The organism is Streptodolium elevatio, assembly GCF_053592165.1.
Window position 1 is genome coordinate 128364 of sequence record NZ_JBSFVE010000004.1, and the last position, 14945, is coordinate 143308.

Here is a 14945-nt window from a genome sequence, read left to right on the forward strand (position 1 = left end):
CTGGCACCATGACCAGGTGAGCGATCTTCCCGAGGACCGCCCGGTCGCCTTCGCCGGCGGCCGCGCCGAGAGCTTCGTCGACCTGCTGAGCCTCGACGAGATCGAGCAGAACATCTTCCGCGGCACCTGCCACGCGGGGGCGCCGCTGCGCGCCTTCGGCGGGCAGGTGGCCGCGCAGGCCCTCGTCGCGGCCGGGCGTACGGTCACCGCCGACCGGCACGTGCACTCCCTGCACGCCTATTTCCTGCGTCCGGGACGCACGACCTCGCCGATCATCTACCTCGTCGACCGGGTGCGCGACGGCCGCTCCTTCACCACCCGGCGCGTGATGGCGGTGCAGAACGGCGAGACGATCTTCACCCTCTCGGCGTCGTTCAAGGTCCCCGAGGACACGCCCGAGCACCGCCGCGCGATGCCGGACGTGCCGCGCCCCGAGGACCTGCCCGACCCGTACGAGGGCCTGCCGCGCTCCGCCCGCGACCACTACGAGGTCTCCCAGACCCGGCTGGTCATGGACATGCGGTTCGTCCCCAAGGACCCGGAAGCCGTCACGCACCTCACCGACGGCATTCCGCACCAGCGGGTGTGGATGAAGGCCGCCGAGAAGCTGCCCGACGACCCGTTGCTGCACGTGTGCGCGATGGCGTACATGTCCGACCTCACCCTGGCCGGCACCGCCGCGGCCCCGCACATCACCGACCCGCAAAACCTCCAGATGGCCTCGCTCGACCACGCGATGTGGTTCCACCGCCCTTTCCGGGCCGACGAGTGGCTGCTGTTCGCGCAGGCCTCCCCGACCGCCCAGGACGCGCGCGGCTTCGCCATCGGCGAGTTCTACAACCACGACGGCGTCCTGGTCGCGCACGCCGTCCAGGAAGCCGTCATCCGCCAGCACTGACCGGCGGGACCGTGGGCCTCCGGATCGGTCGGCTCGGCGGCCGGGCTTCCCGAAATGCTAGGGGCGAGTTGCGCCCCGCTTCCACGCTTCCAGCTCTGCTTGCGCCTGCACGACACTGCCGTGCTCGGCTCCCAGCACCTCCGTGACGCGCGGGAGCAGATCGCGCATGAGCTGTGCGGCGCTCTCAAGGTTGCCTGTCTCGGCGGTCCAGCGAGCGTGCGCCAAGCACGTCTGCAAGGTGTCGGGATGGCGCGGTCCGAGCACCCGCGCGTAGTCCGTGACGAGCTGGAGCAGTATCCGGGCCCCTGCGGTGAGGTCGCCCGACTCGCGCAAATAGTAGGCCAGTTGCGCGCGCACGCTCAGGGTTTCGGGATGATCCGGACCGAAGTGGGCGGTGTATTCGCGAAGAAGGTCGCGCAGTCTCGCAACAGCTCGGTCGGGGAGAAGGCGGGGGACCTCCGCCAGACGGAACATCAGGGCCTCCGTCCTGTCGCTCGCCGATGGCACGGGTGCGGCGAGGGAAGGCGGAGGCTCGTCCGACAACATGGCGTCAATAATGCGCCGCACTTCTCCCGCAGTCTGCGGGCGTTCGCCGGGGTCTTTGGCCAACAGTGCAAGGACGAGGTGGTCGAGCGCCGGGGCAATGTCGGAGCGATACCGGGATGGCGGTTCAGGGATCACGTGTACGTGCCGGAACAGGAGGGTCGTGAGGTCGCCGCCACTGAACGGCGGCCGACCGGCGAGTAGTTCGTACAACAGGCAGCCGAACGAATACAGGTCCGAACGGCGGTCGACGGCCGCTGAGTTGGCCTGCTCCGGAGAAATGTATGCCGGCGTGCCGATGAACGTGGTCCCGTCGAGTCTCCGTGACAAGCCCAGCCGGTCGGACCGTTCCGGTCCGCGCAGGAAGCGCGAGAATCCGAGGTCGACCACCTTCAGCTGGTCCCGGCTGGTGACCATGACGTTCGCCGGCTTGATGTCGTGGTGCACCAATCCCTGTTCGTGGGCGGCCAGAAGGGCGTCACAGAGCTGACCCGCCCAGCGCAGGACCCGCATAACCGGCAACGGTCTCTCCTCGGCACTGATCTGCGCGAGAGAGCGACCGCTCACCAACTCCATTGCCATATATACGACTTCTCGCCCTGCGGGCTCTCGGGGTGGCGGTGTGGTCGGGTCATTCTGATCACCCGCCTGCAAGTAGCCCGTGCCGGACTCATGGATGGAGACAAGGTGCGGGCTGGACACGCTGGCCGCGGCGGCAACGCGCAGGTCGCGGGCCATGAGACGCCTGTTGTGCGCGCGGGGTACGTCGTGGAACAGCTTGAGCGCGACCAGTCGGTGCCAACGAGTGTCCTGAGCGCTCCAGACCTGGCCCATACCGCCCGAACCGAGCCGACTGATCAAGCGGAACCGACGGTCCAGCCACCAAACAGTGCCTTCTGGCAGCCACACGGGGACGTCGGCACGGACAGCGGCGGAGGTAAGGCGGATCGTGGTGGGCTCGGCCGACCTCGCAGTCGGGGCCACCGGAACGGAGCCAACGCCGGCACCCGCGTCGATATTGAACGCACGCATCGCATACGGCGCGAGATGGGCGAACGCCCCCTCTTCCTGGGGCGATTCGAGTGGAGCGACCCATGCGGCGAAGTCCGCCGACCTTCCTCTGAGTTGCACCATCCGCTCCCCCACCAGCTCGGCGCAGGCGACCAATTCCGCCGTCGGAACCGAGTCGAGGAGCATCTCCTTCGCCTCCGGTGCGAAGTCGAACCGACGGTGCCGGGGGGCGGCAGCCACCGAGGAAGCCGGGACAGGCCGCATCAGGCCGCCGAGGAGCACCTCGACGAGAGGTGCCATGTCGCCATCACCTGGAAGGCAGTCGTTGACCAGTTGCATGACGGGAACAGTGATCGGTGCGGCTGCCGCCAGATGCGCGGCCAGGCGCACGGCCGCGGGCGATGCGACGCGGCCGAAATGCCTTGCGGTGACGTCGGCGGGGGGTGTCGGATCGGCCTGGTCGACGGTGGGCTGCGGTGACCACACTCGAAGGCTCACAGGGCTTCGCACCACCGTCATCAGCGCGGACCACGCGGCCAGACTCGCGGGCGTCGGCTCCAGGATCGGGATCGGCGTGCCCTCGAATGTGCCGATCCCCGGCGGCAGCACGGGATCGGCGGCATGCCACGCAACGTTCGCCGCGCCGGTGTTGGCCGTGGAAACCTGCCACCGCTCCCCGGTGACCGCCGCACCGGAGCGGAGGGACCGTGGCAGCAACTGCAAGATCGCCGTGGGCCCTTGGCGGCCCCAAGCGGTGAGCCAGTTGTGCATCGTGCCGTCGCGCCATGCTGTTGTCGTGCCGTTGGTCAGGCAGAGCACCATGGTTCTGCCCGGCGCGTCGACCAGCTCGTTGGGCCGCCGAACGCGCTGATCGTTGCCCGACGGAGGCCCCAACCCCATGGGACGCCCGGAAACGTCGTACCGAATCTCGTGCACCTGGACCCGGCGGAACGCACCGCTGCGTTCCATCAACGCCTGGATCTGCCTGCAGTGGCGCCCCCAGAGCATCATTGACACACCGCCGTCGACGACGAGCGCCAGCGACATCCAGCGCTCCCGTGCGGGACGCAGGACCGGCGAAGGGCGTCGTGCTTCGGCGGATGCGGTCGCCGTGGCTGCCTCGTCGAGGTCCTCGTGGCGTGCCGTCGGCGTGCGGCGCTTCAGCGGGCGCAGAGCCCGCCCGATGGCCAATTCGTCCGGCAGCGCCTTGATCCCGGGCAGACGTACCCCCGCCGGCCCCTGCCCGGACGCGGGCGGGGCCGCCGCGACCGCGGCCCAGCCGTGCGTCGGATTCTCGCGCGGTTCCCGGGGCCCGCCGACGCCGGGTCGGGCAGCCGGGACATCACCCGCGTACTCCTCGCCGATGCCGACGACATCGTTGCCGTCGGGAGCGCCGACGCCCCCTCGACCGGACACCGTGCCGGTCTCCGCCGTCCGAGCGACGGCGAGCGGGGAGGCGGCCCCGCGCGGCAAGGACCGTGCCAACCAGAGGGCGTCGAGCAGTTCGAGGCCGGTGACCGGGAGTCCGGCGCCCTCCAGGACTCGCAGCGCGTCCTCAATCGTCATCCGTCACCCGTCCGGGCTGAGCTGGTGCAGGACCGTTTCGAGCAAGCCGCCGGGGGCCAGATTGACGCCTCCGAGGCGCAGGAAGACGGCGTTGAGGAGTTGGTCAGTGGCCAGACCGCCGACCGCCCGCTGGGCCAGGAACTCGCTGATCAGCTCGTCGGCTCCGTGGAGCGCCGCGTCACCCAGATGACCCGAGATGATGGCGCGCAGGCGCTCCTCGTCGGGGTCCGCGAAGTGGAGCGGGATACAGCGGCGCCGGAACGCCGGCGGGAAGTCGCGTTCTCCGTTGCTGGTGATGACGACAACCGGAAATTCGGTGCAACGCACCACACCACGGTGGACCGTCGTGCACCGATGCGGATCCGCGGTCAGCACCTCGACCTTCGGCTGCGTTTCCGGCAACCGGGACAACTCCGGGATCTCGAAAAACCCTTCCTCGAAAACGGTGAGCAGATCGTTGGGGAGGTCGATGTCGCCCTTGTCGAGTTCGTCCACCAGCAGGACCCGGGGACGACCGGTCGGGGCGAGCGCCGTACCCAGCGGTCCCAGCCTCAGGAAGTTGCCGATGGGAGGGGTGGTTCGGGGCTTCCCGTGCTCATCCACAGCACCGGTCAGGTTGGTCTCCTGGAGCCGGCCGATCGCGTCGTAGCTGTACAACGCATCCCGAACCGTCGACCGGCTGCTGATCGGCCAGTGCAGGACGCTGCCGAGGCCGAGTTCGTGGGCGAGCGCCGCGGCGAGCGACGACTTCCCGGTGCCGGGATGCCCGGTCACCAGCAGCGGGCGGCGCAGGTGGAGCGCCGTGTTGACCACGTCGCTCTCGGCCTGTCCGATCACGTAGTGCCGCGCGAGAGACCGCTGCGAGCCGGGGGAGGATTCCGGCTCGGCCCCGGACGGGCCGCGGTCGAAACGACGCCAGGGCGGCGGCTCGGGCATGTCTGGCGTACGCCGCACCCCGTCCCCACGGAAGATCCGCCATGCGGCGGTGTCCGGGTCCGCCGAGGCCGACACGCTGCGCCCGCCGGGGAGGTCCTTCGCTTGCTCTGCAGTCATCAAGCCCTCGCTCGGTCGGCTTCCAGGGGTTCGGTCAGCAGCAGGACTTCGGGCAGCGGACGATCCGCGTCCTCGCACAGCAGCGCGGGGCACACCGGATGCGTGTCGGGATTCTCCAAGGACTTCGCCCGGTAAAGCCGCAAACGTTCCGGCAGGCCGAACAGGGACCCGTCCGGCCGCAGCGCCGCCAAGTGCCCCGTGTCGTCCCCGGCCGCACCGCTTCCGCGATCCCAGATGATCACCGGATAGCCGAGCCGCACGGCGACCGCCAAGAGCCTTTCACGGCCGGGTGGTCGGGCATGGATCACGACACGCGACGCTGCGGTCTCGGACTTGAGCGCACCGTACGCGGCGTGCCCCACGACATGGGAGTCGCCCAGGTGGACAACGACGCGCTGCTCGCGATCCCGCCAGCGTGCGGCGAGCTGCCGTGTCCGGTACGCCTCGTGCCTGTCCACCGTCAGCGGCGCGCACCGCAGGACCAGCCGCCGCTCCACGCCGATCAGCCGCGGTACTTCGTCCGAATCGTCGCTCGCGTCCCAGGCTTCGACGGGCATGTGCAGAGTGTCGAGGGACAGGACGACCTCCACGAGGGGGTCGGTGCCGGGTCCCAGGGAGTGGATGACGTCCTCGATGTGCCCAGCCACCTCGCTCGTGGTGACCGGTCCGGGCATCTGCTCCGCGGCACGGATCAACGTCCCGTCACCCTCGTCGACCCAGGTGACGCACGCCACGAGGGTGTCGGGGGCCCGAGCCTCCGGGCGGGGATCCCCCGAGGCGATGTCGAGCTGCACGACGAGGCGCGGTGGTGACACGTCGCGGCGCCCGCGGTGTTCCGCCCAGACAGCCGCGTCCGCCCGTCTTTCGGAGACGGCCCCCCGGTCGATGCCGAGGCGACACGCCACGTGATCGACCCAATCGTGCAGTTCCGCCGCGACTTCGGGACAGATGACGGCAATGTGTTCGACGAACCTGAGGACTACCGGAACGACGCGCATCTGCCTCGCATCCGGGGCACCCGCGTACGCTTCGAGGGCGGCAACGGCGTCGATGAGCGCCTGCGGGCCGTACGTCTCCCGCGGCTCCTCCCCGAAAGCGCGAACCGTGCCGCCGGCGCCCAGGGGGAACACGGACGACATCAGGGACCGCAGGTCGGCGTGGGACACAGGCGGGACTTGGAGAAGCAGTTCGCGGATCCCACGGAACTCGTTCGGCGACAGCAGACCCGGCAGACCGTGCGATCGCGAAATTGCGAGGAACGCCGCGGCGGCATCCCGATATCCGGCGTTGAACAACACCTCGGTGAACGCGGCCATGGCACGTGGCTGATGTGCGACAAGCGCAGCAAGGCCGTCGCCGGTCGCCGCGAGGGCCGGGTCCACTGCCTCGTGTGCGGCCGCCAGCCGCTCGACCACGATCCGGCGTTGCTCCGGGTCGACGAGCATACGGTCCAACACCAACACCAACTTCGCCACCAAGCGGGGGTCAGCGGGCGGCAGAGTGCGCGGCACAATCAGGTCACTCGTCGACCCGGCGAGAGTCCTGACCCGCAACGCAATCGGGGACTGGACGCTGTGGCCGTTGGCGACGAGAGCCTCGAAATGGCCCGTCACATGCTGACACAGTGCGTCCCAGTCCGCATGGCACGGACTCGCGTTCCCCTCGAACCAGTTGAGCACAGCAAGGGAGAACTCACCCGACCGCGCGGCTGCGTTGGAGGCCGCGACCCGGCCGTCGGCGGCGGCGTGCAGCACCAACTGTTCCGTGACCCGCCGCGGGTGCTCGGGGAAGGTCGCGAGGGCAGGTCCGGAGCCGAAGCGATCCGCCTCCAGAAAAGTCGCGCAGGTGTCGACCAACATGACTTGCCTTTTGAATACCATGAGTTCGGTGCGCGTCAGGTACTCGCGGAGGTCGTTGGCGTCAATGCATCGCAGGTCCCGCCGCGATGCGTCCGGGGACAGCAGCAACCGGCGATCGCCGTGCCCGAGCAGCCCGTGGCCGCCCCAGAACACGTACAGGACATCGGCCTTTCCACCGTTGAGCCTCGGTTCGGAGAACGCGTTCATGTACTCGTCGCGGTTCCACGCCTCGGTGTAAGACACCTGCGGATCGAGCATCGCTCGCGAGGCGTCGAGGGGCGCCAGCAGCACGCGCACGTTCGCGGCGGGGACACCGCCGTCCAGGAGCCAGCGCGCGAATCGTGTCGCGTCCCCCGCCGCACCCGGCAAGTCCCAGCCGGGCTCTTCGCGGTAGCGCTCGATCCCGACGACGACGGCATGGACGTTCTTGACCGCGTCGGTACAAGGGGCGGGGTCGTGAACAGACATCAGATCAGCCATGTGTCCACGGCGTCCCAGAACTTGGCATTGGACCAGTAGGCGCTGTGTGAGGCCGGGAACGGTTGGCCGTTGTCGAGCATATGGTCGTACGCGCGCCCCGGGAACACCGTCGCGGCGGCGTACGACAAGAGGTCGCGCTCGTCGTAGACGTTCAACCAGCGTCTCGGGAAGTGCCCGGGCAGTCCGGCGGGATGCTCGACGGACACGAGTGCGCCCAACTCGTACAAATACGGCGCCTGGGATCCGACCGTGATGAGCTGGTCCACGCGCGGCAGTTCCTCCTTCACCAGGAGGTCGACGCTGGCCACCCCGCCGAGGCTGTGCGCCAGAAGAGTGACTTGGTCACCCTGCGCGGCGGCGATCTCGCGTCGGAGGACCTCGTGAACGGCCCCGGATCGCGCCTGATACCGGAGGATGTCGCCGAGTAGTTCGCCGCTTCTGTCGGTGATCCCGGTGCGGCGTCTGGTCATCCACGCGGTGGCGGCGACGGCAGCCACCCTCTTCACAGGGCCGCCGAGGGCCCTCCCCTGTGTGTGCAGGTCCGCGCTCACGGCAGCCAGGAGCGAGTCCCGGGCCACACCGTCGACAGCGTTCGCGCCGTTCTCCAGCGCGATTGCCAGGGTCGCAGCGACGGTCGCCCTGGCCACCGCGTGCCGATGTTCGTAACCGTTGACGTCGATCGTTTCCGCCGCTTCGGCCAGTTCCGGACAGGCGCGGATCTGGTGGAGCCCGTACTCGAACGCCTCCTCGAGGTTGCGACGGCGAAATGCGGCGACCGTTTCGGGCGAGGCCCGATAACCGCGCACAGCCGCCAAGAAGGCATCCCGTGGTGGCAGCGACCGGGTTGCCCCGACGTCAGGGGGTGCTTGTAGGCCGAGCAGCCGGAGTTCGTACGCCGGGTCGGCGTACAGCGCGGCCCATAGGGCGATCTCATCCTCCTGCGGCGTGGGTCGCCCGCGGTCGGCGTAGCCCGGCACGGATGCGCCGTCGAGCGCCAGACGTGCGCCCGCCTCGTCGCCCCAGTAGCAGCCGCGCACATCGATGCCTGGACGCAGGCGTCCCAATTGCCGCCGAATGAGCTCGAACGTGTCGCGGAATGCCGTGGCACGCACGCCCGTTCCGTGCACAAACAGCACCGTGCGACCCATAGTCCCCCCAACCGTGCGCGAGCCGAGTCCTTCGCCCCCTCGGCGTCGCACGACGAGGCGCCACGTCCCATGATATTCGCCCCTTCTACCCCCCAGGGGCGGTTACGGCGTCCGGGGGACGGGCCGGAACTGCGGCGCGGGTGCGGCGTTGAGCAGGGCATGTCCAGTTCCGAAGACACCGCGGCGGACTCGACCGGGAGGCCCGCCGGGGATCCCGCGCCGGACCGCCGGGGCGCGACGCCCATGAAGATCGCATTCGCGCTGCGCGAGTCCGGTGCCGAGATCCCGCTCCCGGAGGCGGTGGTCGAGGTGGACACCGGCTCCTACCCGACGTTGCTGAATCAGGCGCAAGAGAGCGGCTTCGTCCCCGCGTTCGGCGAACCGCCCGCCACGAGCGCCGAAGTGCAGTTACGCAGCGGGCAGTTCACCAGCCTGCTGCTGCTCGGCGAGCGGCAGATCTGGGAGATGGACCCGCCCGCGCCGGTCGCGAGCGCGTGGACCGACGCCGCGGCGCACCACGGCATCGCGATCGTCTCGGTGGTGCCGCCCGGGACCTGGCCCTCCGACATCACCGGCCTCCCGCCGGCCGAGGCCGCCGCCCGCTTCGCGCACAGCCTGGAGCAGGCACGCGACGCCCACCACCTCCTCCACGGCACCGCCCGGGTGGTACACACCTGAGCGGGGCGCGAGGACTGGTCAGGTCAGGTCGGTTCGCCTACGCCGGCGAAGAGCCGGCGGAGGCGTTGGGGTCGGGGTGATGCGTGCGCAGTTTGCGCACCTGGTCGATCTGACGGATCTGACGGAGACAACAGGGCTGCAAATTCGGATCGTTCCGTTCACCAGCGGATCCCAGGGGGTAGGGGCCGTGGAGACGACGCTGTTCGGGTTTCCGGGCGAGGCACACGCTTCAACGGCCGCGACCGAAGTGTTCGGCGCAACCGTTCTCACCGAAGCACCGCGCTCGGTGCGGTTCGTGCGGAAGTCGTTCGAACGGCTCGACAAGGTCGCGCTGTCACCGGTCGACTCAATGAACTTGATCCGAAGCCGATCGCAGGAGCTGCGCAATGCATAGGCACGCGGTGGTGCGCCAGTGGCGGAAGTCGTCGTACAGCGGCAGCGGCAACGGGCAGTGCGTGGAGGCCGCTTGTCCGGCTGTCGGGCTGTTGGTGCGGGACTCCAGAGCCACGGTCGGCGGGACTCTCCGCTTCGCCCCGGAACGGTGGTCCTCACTCGACCGCCGGTTGAGGTAGCGGGAATGCCTCTGGTCGAGGCCTCGGTCGAGGTGCCCGTCGACATCGCGACCGCCTTCGCCGTGTCACAGACAACGGGCGACGTGCGCAAACGCTGGGATCCGTTCATCCGTCGGCAGCGGTTCCTCGACGGTGCAACCGAACCGGCCAAGGGCGTACGGACCCTGACGGTCCATCGGGCCGGGTTTCGCATGGTCAGCGAGTACGTGTCCTACCAGCCGCCCACCAACGTCGGTATGCGCATGGTCGAAGGCTCGTGGTTCTTCGCCAAGATGGGCGGTGGTTGGCGGTTCACGCCAGTAGAAGGGCATCCCGACCGTACGCTCGCGGTCTGGCGGTACAACTTCGGCTGCCGCCCCAGCTGGCTCGCGCCGCTTGCCGACCGGATCGGCACCGTCGTCCTGCGGCGTGAGATCAGGCGCCGGATCGCCCACTACGCGCGGGGCTGCTCCGATCCGGTCGTGCTGGCGGCGGCGCGGGGCGCGGCGCCCTCAGAGAGCTGATCCGCTCGCCCGCATCGCGGCGATCTCGTCTGCGGAGTAGCCCAGTTCGGCCAGCACCGCGCCGGTGTGCTCGCCGAGGGCCGGGATCGCGCCCATGGGCTGTTCGTAGCCCGCGACGACCGGCGGCGGCAGCAGGGCCGGGGTCGGGCCGCCGGGGGTTTCGACGGTGCGCCAGCGGTCGCGGGCGGCGAGGTGCGGGTGCGCGATGACGTCGCTGGGCGTGTTGTAGCGGGAGTTGCCGATGCCGGCGTCGTCGGCGCGGCGCTGCACGTACTCCAGCGGGTGCCGGACGCACCATGCGGCGATCGCCGCGTCCAGCACGTCGCGGCTGCGCACCCGGTCGGCGTTGCCCGCGTAGCGGGCTTCGTCGGCGAGGTCGGGGCGCTCGATCAACTCCCTGGCCAGCCGCTGCCATTCGCGGTCGTTGGTGGTGCCGAGGACGACCGTGTGCCCGTCGGCCGTGCGGTACGCACCGTACGGCGCCACCGCGGGCGAGCCCATCCCGATCGGCACCTGGTCGACGCCGGAGTGTCGCGTGTACGTCAGCGCGTACCCCATCATCTCGGCCATCGTGTCGAACATGCTCACCGACACCGCGGGTCCGGCGGCGTTCCCGTTTCCGAGACCGCGCCCGGCAAGCAGCGCCAGTACCGAGATCGCCGCGTACAGACCCGTGCACACGTCGGCCATCGGCGGTCCGGGCTTGGCCGGGGCGCCGGGGTGACCGGTGATCGAACAGGCCCCCGACTCGGCCTGCACCAGCAGGTCGTACGCCCGCTTGTGGGACAGGGGGCCGCCCGGGCCGTAGCCGTCGACCTCGACCGCGATCAAGTCGGGGTGCCGCGCGGCCAGATCGTCCGGCGTGATGCCCAACTTGGCGGTGGCGCCCGGCGCGAGGTTGGAGACCACCACGTCGGCGCGGTCCAGGAGGCGGTGCAGCACCGCCATCCCGGTAGGGTCCTTCAGGTCGAGCGCGACCGACTCCTTGCCCCGGTTGAGCCACACGAAGTGCGCCGCCTGACCGTGCACGACGTCGTCGTAGTGCCGGGCGAAGTCGCCGCCTTTCGGGTTCTCCACCTTCACGACGCGGGCGCCGAAGTCGCCGAGCGTACGCGTGCACATCGGCGCGGACACCGCTTGTTCGAGGGTCACCACCGTGATCCCGGCCAGAGGTCCGGCGGACGGCTGCTCCGAGGTGGTCATGAGCGCATCGTAGTCACGCCGTGCCGCGGACGGCCGGGCTCGGGGCCGGAGTTCGCGGCGCCTCGGGGCTCCGGACCTCGCGGCCGGGCAGCGTGGCGGCGATCACGGCGGCCAGCAGGGCCATGCCGCAGCCGAGGAGCATGCCGACGCGGAAGCCGTTCTCGGACGGCAGCAGGTGGCCGCCGAGGTCGGTGGTCATGTGCGACAGGATCACGCCCACGACAGCCGCCGCGACCGCGGTGCCGACCGCGCGCATAAGCGTGTTGAACCCGTTCGCCGAGGCGGTCTCCGTCGCGGGCACGGCCGCCATGATCAGGGCGGGCATGGCGCCGTACCCCAGGCCGATCCCGGTGTTGACCACACAGGTGACGATCATGATCGTCCACGGCGAGTCCATCAGGAACAGTGACGAGCCGTAGCCGAGAGCCATGACCAGCGCGCCGACGACCAGCGTGGTCTTCGGCCCGCGCGCGGCCGACAGGCGTGCGCCGACGGGCGAGAGCAGCATCATCATGAGGCCGGCCGGGGCCATCCAGAGGCCCATCGCGAGCATCGACTGCCCGAGGCCGTAGCCGGTGGACTCGGGGAGTTGGAGGAGCTGAGGGAGGATCAGCGCCTGGGCGTACATGGAGAATCCGAGGACGACCGAGGCCGCGTTGGTCAGCAGGACCTGGCGGCGGGCGGTCACCCGCAGGTCGACGAGCGGGTCGCGCGTACGCAGTTCCCACCACCCCCACGCGAGCAGTGCGACGACGGCGACCACCAGCAGGCCCATGGTCGTGCCGCTGTCCCAGCCCCAGTCGGAGCCCTTGGAGACGCCCAGCAGCAGGCAGACCAGGCCGATCCCCAACCCGACGGCGCCCACGAAGTCGAAGCGGCCCACGTCACGGCGTGGCTCGGTGGCCGGGATGCGGAACCAGATCAGGGCCGCGACCAGCGCGCTCAGCGCGGCGGCGGCCCAGAAGAGGATGCGCCAGCTGGTGTTCTCGGCGACGCCTGCGGCGAGCGGCAGGCCGAGTGCGCCGCCGATGCCCATCGAGGAGCTGATGAGCGCGATGGCGGAGCCCATGCGCTCCGGCGGCAGCAGGTCGCGCAGTGCGCTGATGCCGAGCGGGACCATGCCGGTGCCCAGGCCCTGGAGCGCGCGCCCGACGACCATCGGGGCGAGCGAGTCGGCCAGCGCGCAGACGACGGAGCCGATGATCAAGGGGATCGAGCAGATGAGCAGCATGCGGCGCTTGCCGTACATGTCCCCCAGCCGCCCGGAGATCGGCGTCGCGACGGCGGCCGACAGGAGGGTCGCGGTGACGGCCCAGCTGGCGTCCGCCGCGGTGGTGTGGAGCAGGCGCGGCAACTCGCCGATGAGCGGCACCACCAGGCTCGACATCAGGGAGGCGACGATGCCGGCGAACGCGAGGACACCGACGATGCCGCGCTCCCGTCCGGGGGGCGTGGGGTTGTCCACCGATGAGTCTCCGATCTCCGGCAATCCGGATGTGCACGATGCATGAGATGTGTTCCATGCACATGATGTGCAGTACACATATCATGTGCAGAGCACACAAGGCATCCGGCGGCCACGGCCTGTGTAGGCTCGCGGGCGGGCCGACAGACGGCAGCGGAGCGCGGGCACAACCGAGGAGAGCACGGGCAGAGCGGTGGGAGACGGAAAGCACATGGACAAGCCCACGCACCTGATCGAGTTCGAAACCATGCTGCTCACCCGGCATACGCACATGTCGGCGCGGTCACGCGGCGACGAAGGCCACCTCGACCGGACCAGCTACGTCCTGCTCAGCCGCATCAGCGTCGAAGGCCCCATGTCCATCCGGCAGTTGAGCGAGGCGTTCGGCCTGGACGCCTCCACGCTCAACCGCAAGACCGCGTCCCTGCTCGCCGTCGGCCTGCTGGAGCGCATCGCGGACTCGGAGGGCGGCATCGCCCGCAAATTCCGCATCACCCGGGCAGGGCAGAGCCGCCTGACCGCGGAACGCGACGAGATGGTCAGCGGCCTGGACAAGGTGCTCGCCGACTGGACCCCTGCCGAGGTCACCGCATTCGCCGCTATGCTCCAGCGGTTCAACACCTCGATCGAAGACCTGGCAGGGCTCCCCTGGCCCCGGCCGTGAACGTACCGGTGCGCCCCCGGAATTGACGCGCCCGCGTACGCCGGGCCCGCGATCGGGACCGACGTACGCGGACACGCGGACACACGCGGGAACGTGGCTAGAAGACGACGACGGAGCGGGCGGTCTCGCCGCCTCGGAGGGCGTCGTAGCCGTCGTTCACCTCGTCGAGGGTGATGCGGCGGGACACCAACTCGTCGAGGAACAGGCGGCCTTGGAGGTAGAGGTCGACGTAGCGCGGCATGTCGACGGTGAAGTTGTTCGAACCCATGTGTACGCCGCGGACGGACTTGCCCTGGCCCCACAGCGCGTAGCCGGGGATGTCGACGGTGGCGCCCATGCCGCCGATGCCGACGACGTACATGGTCCCGCCCGGCCGGGTCATCGCGAGGGCCTGGGTCGTCGTCGTGGCGTTGCCGACCGCGTCGAAGACGTGGTCGGCGCCGAGGCCGCCGGTCAGCGCCGAGACGGCCGCGACCGGGTCGCCTTCCGCGGCGTCGGTGGCGCCCACGGACCGGGCGAGTTCGCGCTTGGCGTCGAGCAGGTCGACCGCGACGACGCGGCCCGCCCCGCGCAGGCGTGCGCCCTGCACGATGTTGAGGCCGATGCCGCCGCAGCCGATGACCACGACGGTCTCACCCGCGCGGATGTCGGCGGTGTTGAACGCCGCGCCCACGCCCGTGGTGACCGCGCACCCGATGATGGCCGCGAGGTCGAGCGGCATGTCCTTGGCGATGGACACGACGGCGTTCTCGTGCAGGAGCATGCGCTCGGCCAGGCCGCCGACGCCCGCGTTCGCGCCGACGGCCGTGCCGTCGGGCAGGGCGAGCCGCGGTGGCAGGGCCGCGGTGCGCTGGATCGCCTGCTTGTCCTGGCAGAGCCACGTCTCGCCGCGCAGGCACAGCGCGCACCTGCCGCAGAACGCCGACAGGCACGCGATGACATGGTCGCCGGGTACGACGCGGGTGACCCCGGGGCCGACGTCCACGACGATGCCGGAGGCCTCGTGTCCGATGATCGCGGGCGCGGCGATCGGGATCTTCCCGTCGAGCAGATGGATGTCGGAGTGGCACAGGCCCGCGGCGGCGGTCGCCACCAGGACCTCGTCGGGGCCGGGTGCGGCGGTGTCGACGTCGACGACGGCCAGTGGTCGGCCGGACTCGCGGAACAGCGCTGCGCGCATGCTTACTCCTCCGTACTCCTCGGACATTCCCTCGGACGTTCCCTCGGGTGCCCCCGCGGACCTACCCGCAGACGTGCCGTCGGACGTTCCCGCGGGCGCTGCCTCGGACGTTCGCGTGGACG

The 14945-nt window shown here is 70.2% G+C and carries 13 protein-coding genes; 6 read left to right on the forward strand and 7 right to left on the reverse strand.

The window, feature by feature from the left end:
• Positions 1 to 16 precede the first annotated feature (16 nt).
• Positions 17 to 898, forward strand: a complete 882-nt coding sequence (locus tag ACWD12_RS10255; protein WP_450099152.1) for an acyl-CoA thioesterase — start codon at positions 17 to 19, stop codon at positions 896 to 898.
• A gap of 57 nt (positions 899 to 955) precedes the next feature.
• Here the strand turns inward: ACWD12_RS10255 and ACWD12_RS10260 are convergent, their stop codons facing one another.
• Genes ACWD12_RS10260 through ACWD12_RS10275 form a run of 4 tightly spaced genes read right to left on the reverse strand, consistent with a single transcriptional unit; the run spans position 956 to position 8558 of the window.
• Positions 956 to 4018: an SAV_2336 N-terminal domain-related protein gene (locus tag ACWD12_RS10260; RefSeq protein WP_450099153.1), complete on the reverse strand. Its 3063-nt coding sequence runs from the start codon at positions 4016 to 4018 to the stop codon at positions 956 to 958.
• A 3-nt stretch (positions 4019 to 4021) separates the two neighbouring features.
• Positions 4022 to 5071, reverse strand: a complete 1050-nt coding sequence (locus tag ACWD12_RS10265) for an AAA family ATPase (protein ID WP_450099154.1) — start codon at positions 5069 to 5071, stop codon at positions 4022 to 4024.
• The gene (locus ACWD12_RS10270; RefSeq protein WP_450099155.1) at positions 5071 to 7398 is read right to left on the reverse strand and encodes a VMAP-C domain-containing protein; all 2328 of its coding nucleotides are present in this window, start codon (positions 7396 to 7398) and stop codon (positions 5071 to 5073) included. Before ACWD12_RS10270 ends, ACWD12_RS10265 begins: the two co-directional genes overlap by 1 nt.
• Positions 7398 to 8558, reverse strand: coding sequence for a hypothetical protein (locus ACWD12_RS10275; RefSeq protein ID WP_450099156.1), 1161 nt, complete (start codon positions 8556 to 8558; stop codon positions 7398 to 7400). The genes ACWD12_RS10270 and ACWD12_RS10275 overlap by 1 nt, the downstream gene beginning before the upstream one ends.
• Positions 8559 to 8717: 159 nt before the next feature.
• Between ACWD12_RS10275 and ACWD12_RS10280 the strand changes: the two genes are divergently transcribed.
• From ACWD12_RS10280 to ACWD12_RS10295, 4 genes are all read left to right on the forward strand, one after another.
• Positions 8718 to 9236 carry a hypothetical protein gene (locus ACWD12_RS10280; RefSeq protein WP_450099157.1) on the forward strand — a complete coding sequence of 173 codons (519 nt, stop codon included), beginning with the start codon at positions 8718 to 8720 and terminating at the stop codon, positions 9234 to 9236.
• Positions 9237 to 9315: 79 nt separating this feature from the next.
• The gene (locus ACWD12_RS10285; protein WP_450099158.1) at positions 9316 to 9630 is read left to right on the forward strand and encodes a Scr1 family TA system antitoxin-like transcriptional regulator; all 315 of its coding nucleotides are present in this window, start codon (positions 9316 to 9318) and stop codon (positions 9628 to 9630) included.
• Entirely contained in the window at positions 9623 to 9808 is a 186-nt protein-coding gene (locus ACWD12_RS10290) for a DUF397 domain-containing protein (RefSeq protein ID WP_450099159.1), read from the forward strand. The genes ACWD12_RS10285 and ACWD12_RS10290 overlap by 8 nt, the downstream gene beginning before the upstream one ends.
• A 5-nt stretch (positions 9809 to 9813) precedes the next feature.
• Positions 9814 to 10311: a type II toxin-antitoxin system RatA family toxin gene (locus ACWD12_RS10295; RefSeq protein WP_450099160.1), complete on the forward strand. Its 498-nt coding sequence runs from the start codon at positions 9814 to 9816 to the stop codon at positions 10309 to 10311.
• Here ACWD12_RS10295 and ACWD12_RS10300 read toward each other — a convergent pair.
• Positions 10300 to 11514: a CaiB/BaiF CoA transferase family protein gene (locus ACWD12_RS10300; protein ID WP_450099161.1), complete on the reverse strand. Its 1215-nt coding sequence runs from the start codon at positions 11512 to 11514 to the stop codon at positions 10300 to 10302. The genes ACWD12_RS10295 and ACWD12_RS10300 overlap by 12 nt on opposite strands.
• Positions 11515 to 11527: 13 nt before the next feature.
• Positions 11528 to 12979, reverse strand: coding sequence for an MFS transporter (locus ACWD12_RS10305; protein ID WP_450099162.1), 1452 nt, complete (start codon positions 12977 to 12979; stop codon positions 11528 to 11530).
• 211 nt (positions 12980 to 13190) lie between these two features.
• Here ACWD12_RS10305 and ACWD12_RS10310 point away from each other — a divergent pair, with 211 nt between their 5' ends.
• The gene (locus ACWD12_RS10310; RefSeq protein ID WP_450099163.1) at positions 13191 to 13643 is read left to right on the forward strand and encodes a MarR family winged helix-turn-helix transcriptional regulator; all 453 of its coding nucleotides are present in this window, start codon (positions 13191 to 13193) and stop codon (positions 13641 to 13643) included.
• A 97-nt stretch (positions 13644 to 13740) separates the two neighbouring features.
• Here the strand turns inward: ACWD12_RS10310 and ACWD12_RS10315 are convergent, their stop codons facing one another.
• The gene (locus ACWD12_RS10315; RefSeq protein ID WP_450099164.1) at positions 13741 to 14823 is read right to left on the reverse strand and encodes a Zn-dependent alcohol dehydrogenase; all 1083 of its coding nucleotides are present in this window, start codon (positions 14821 to 14823) and stop codon (positions 13741 to 13743) included.
• Positions 14824 to 14945 lie beyond the last annotated feature (122 nt).

What these genes read in the sequence shown, in the direction of transcription:
- ACWD12_RS10260 (WP_450099153.1), bottom strand. Translation starts at nt 4,018, where the DNA reads ATGACGATTGAGGACGCGCTGCGAGTCCTGGAGGGCGCCGGACTCCCG.
- ACWD12_RS10265 (WP_450099154.1), bottom strand. Translation starts at nt 5,071, where the DNA reads ATGACTGCAGAGCAAGCGAAGGACCTCCCCGGCGGGCGCAGCGTGTCG.
- ACWD12_RS10270 (WP_450099155.1), bottom strand. Translation starts at nt 7,398, where the DNA reads ATGTCTGTTCACGACCCCGCCCCTTGTACCGACGCGGTCAAGAACGTC.
- ACWD12_RS10275 (WP_450099156.1), bottom strand. Translation starts at nt 8,558, where the DNA reads ATGGGTCGCACGGTGCTGTTTGTGCACGGAACGGGCGTGCGTGCCACG.
- ACWD12_RS10280 (WP_450099157.1), top strand. Translation starts at nt 8,718, where the DNA reads ATGTCCAGTTCCGAAGACACCGCGGCGGACTCGACCGGGAGGCCCGCC.
- ACWD12_RS10285 (WP_450099158.1), top strand. Translation starts at nt 9,316, where the DNA reads ATGCGTGCGCAGTTTGCGCACCTGGTCGATCTGACGGATCTGACGGAG.
- ACWD12_RS10290 (WP_450099159.1), top strand. Translation starts at nt 9,623, where the DNA reads ATGCATAGGCACGCGGTGGTGCGCCAGTGGCGGAAGTCGTCGTACAGC.
- ACWD12_RS10295 (WP_450099160.1), top strand. Translation starts at nt 9,814, where the DNA reads ATGCCTCTGGTCGAGGCCTCGGTCGAGGTGCCCGTCGACATCGCGACC.
- ACWD12_RS10300 (WP_450099161.1), bottom strand. Translation starts at nt 11,514, where the DNA reads ATGACCACCTCGGAGCAGCCGTCCGCCGGACCTCTGGCCGGGATCACG.
- ACWD12_RS10310 (WP_450099163.1), top strand. Translation starts at nt 13,191, where the DNA reads ATGGACAAGCCCACGCACCTGATCGAGTTCGAAACCATGCTGCTCACC.
- ACWD12_RS10315 (WP_450099164.1), bottom strand. Translation starts at nt 14,823, where the DNA reads ATGCGCGCAGCGCTGTTCCGCGAGTCCGGCCGACCACTGGCCGTCGTC.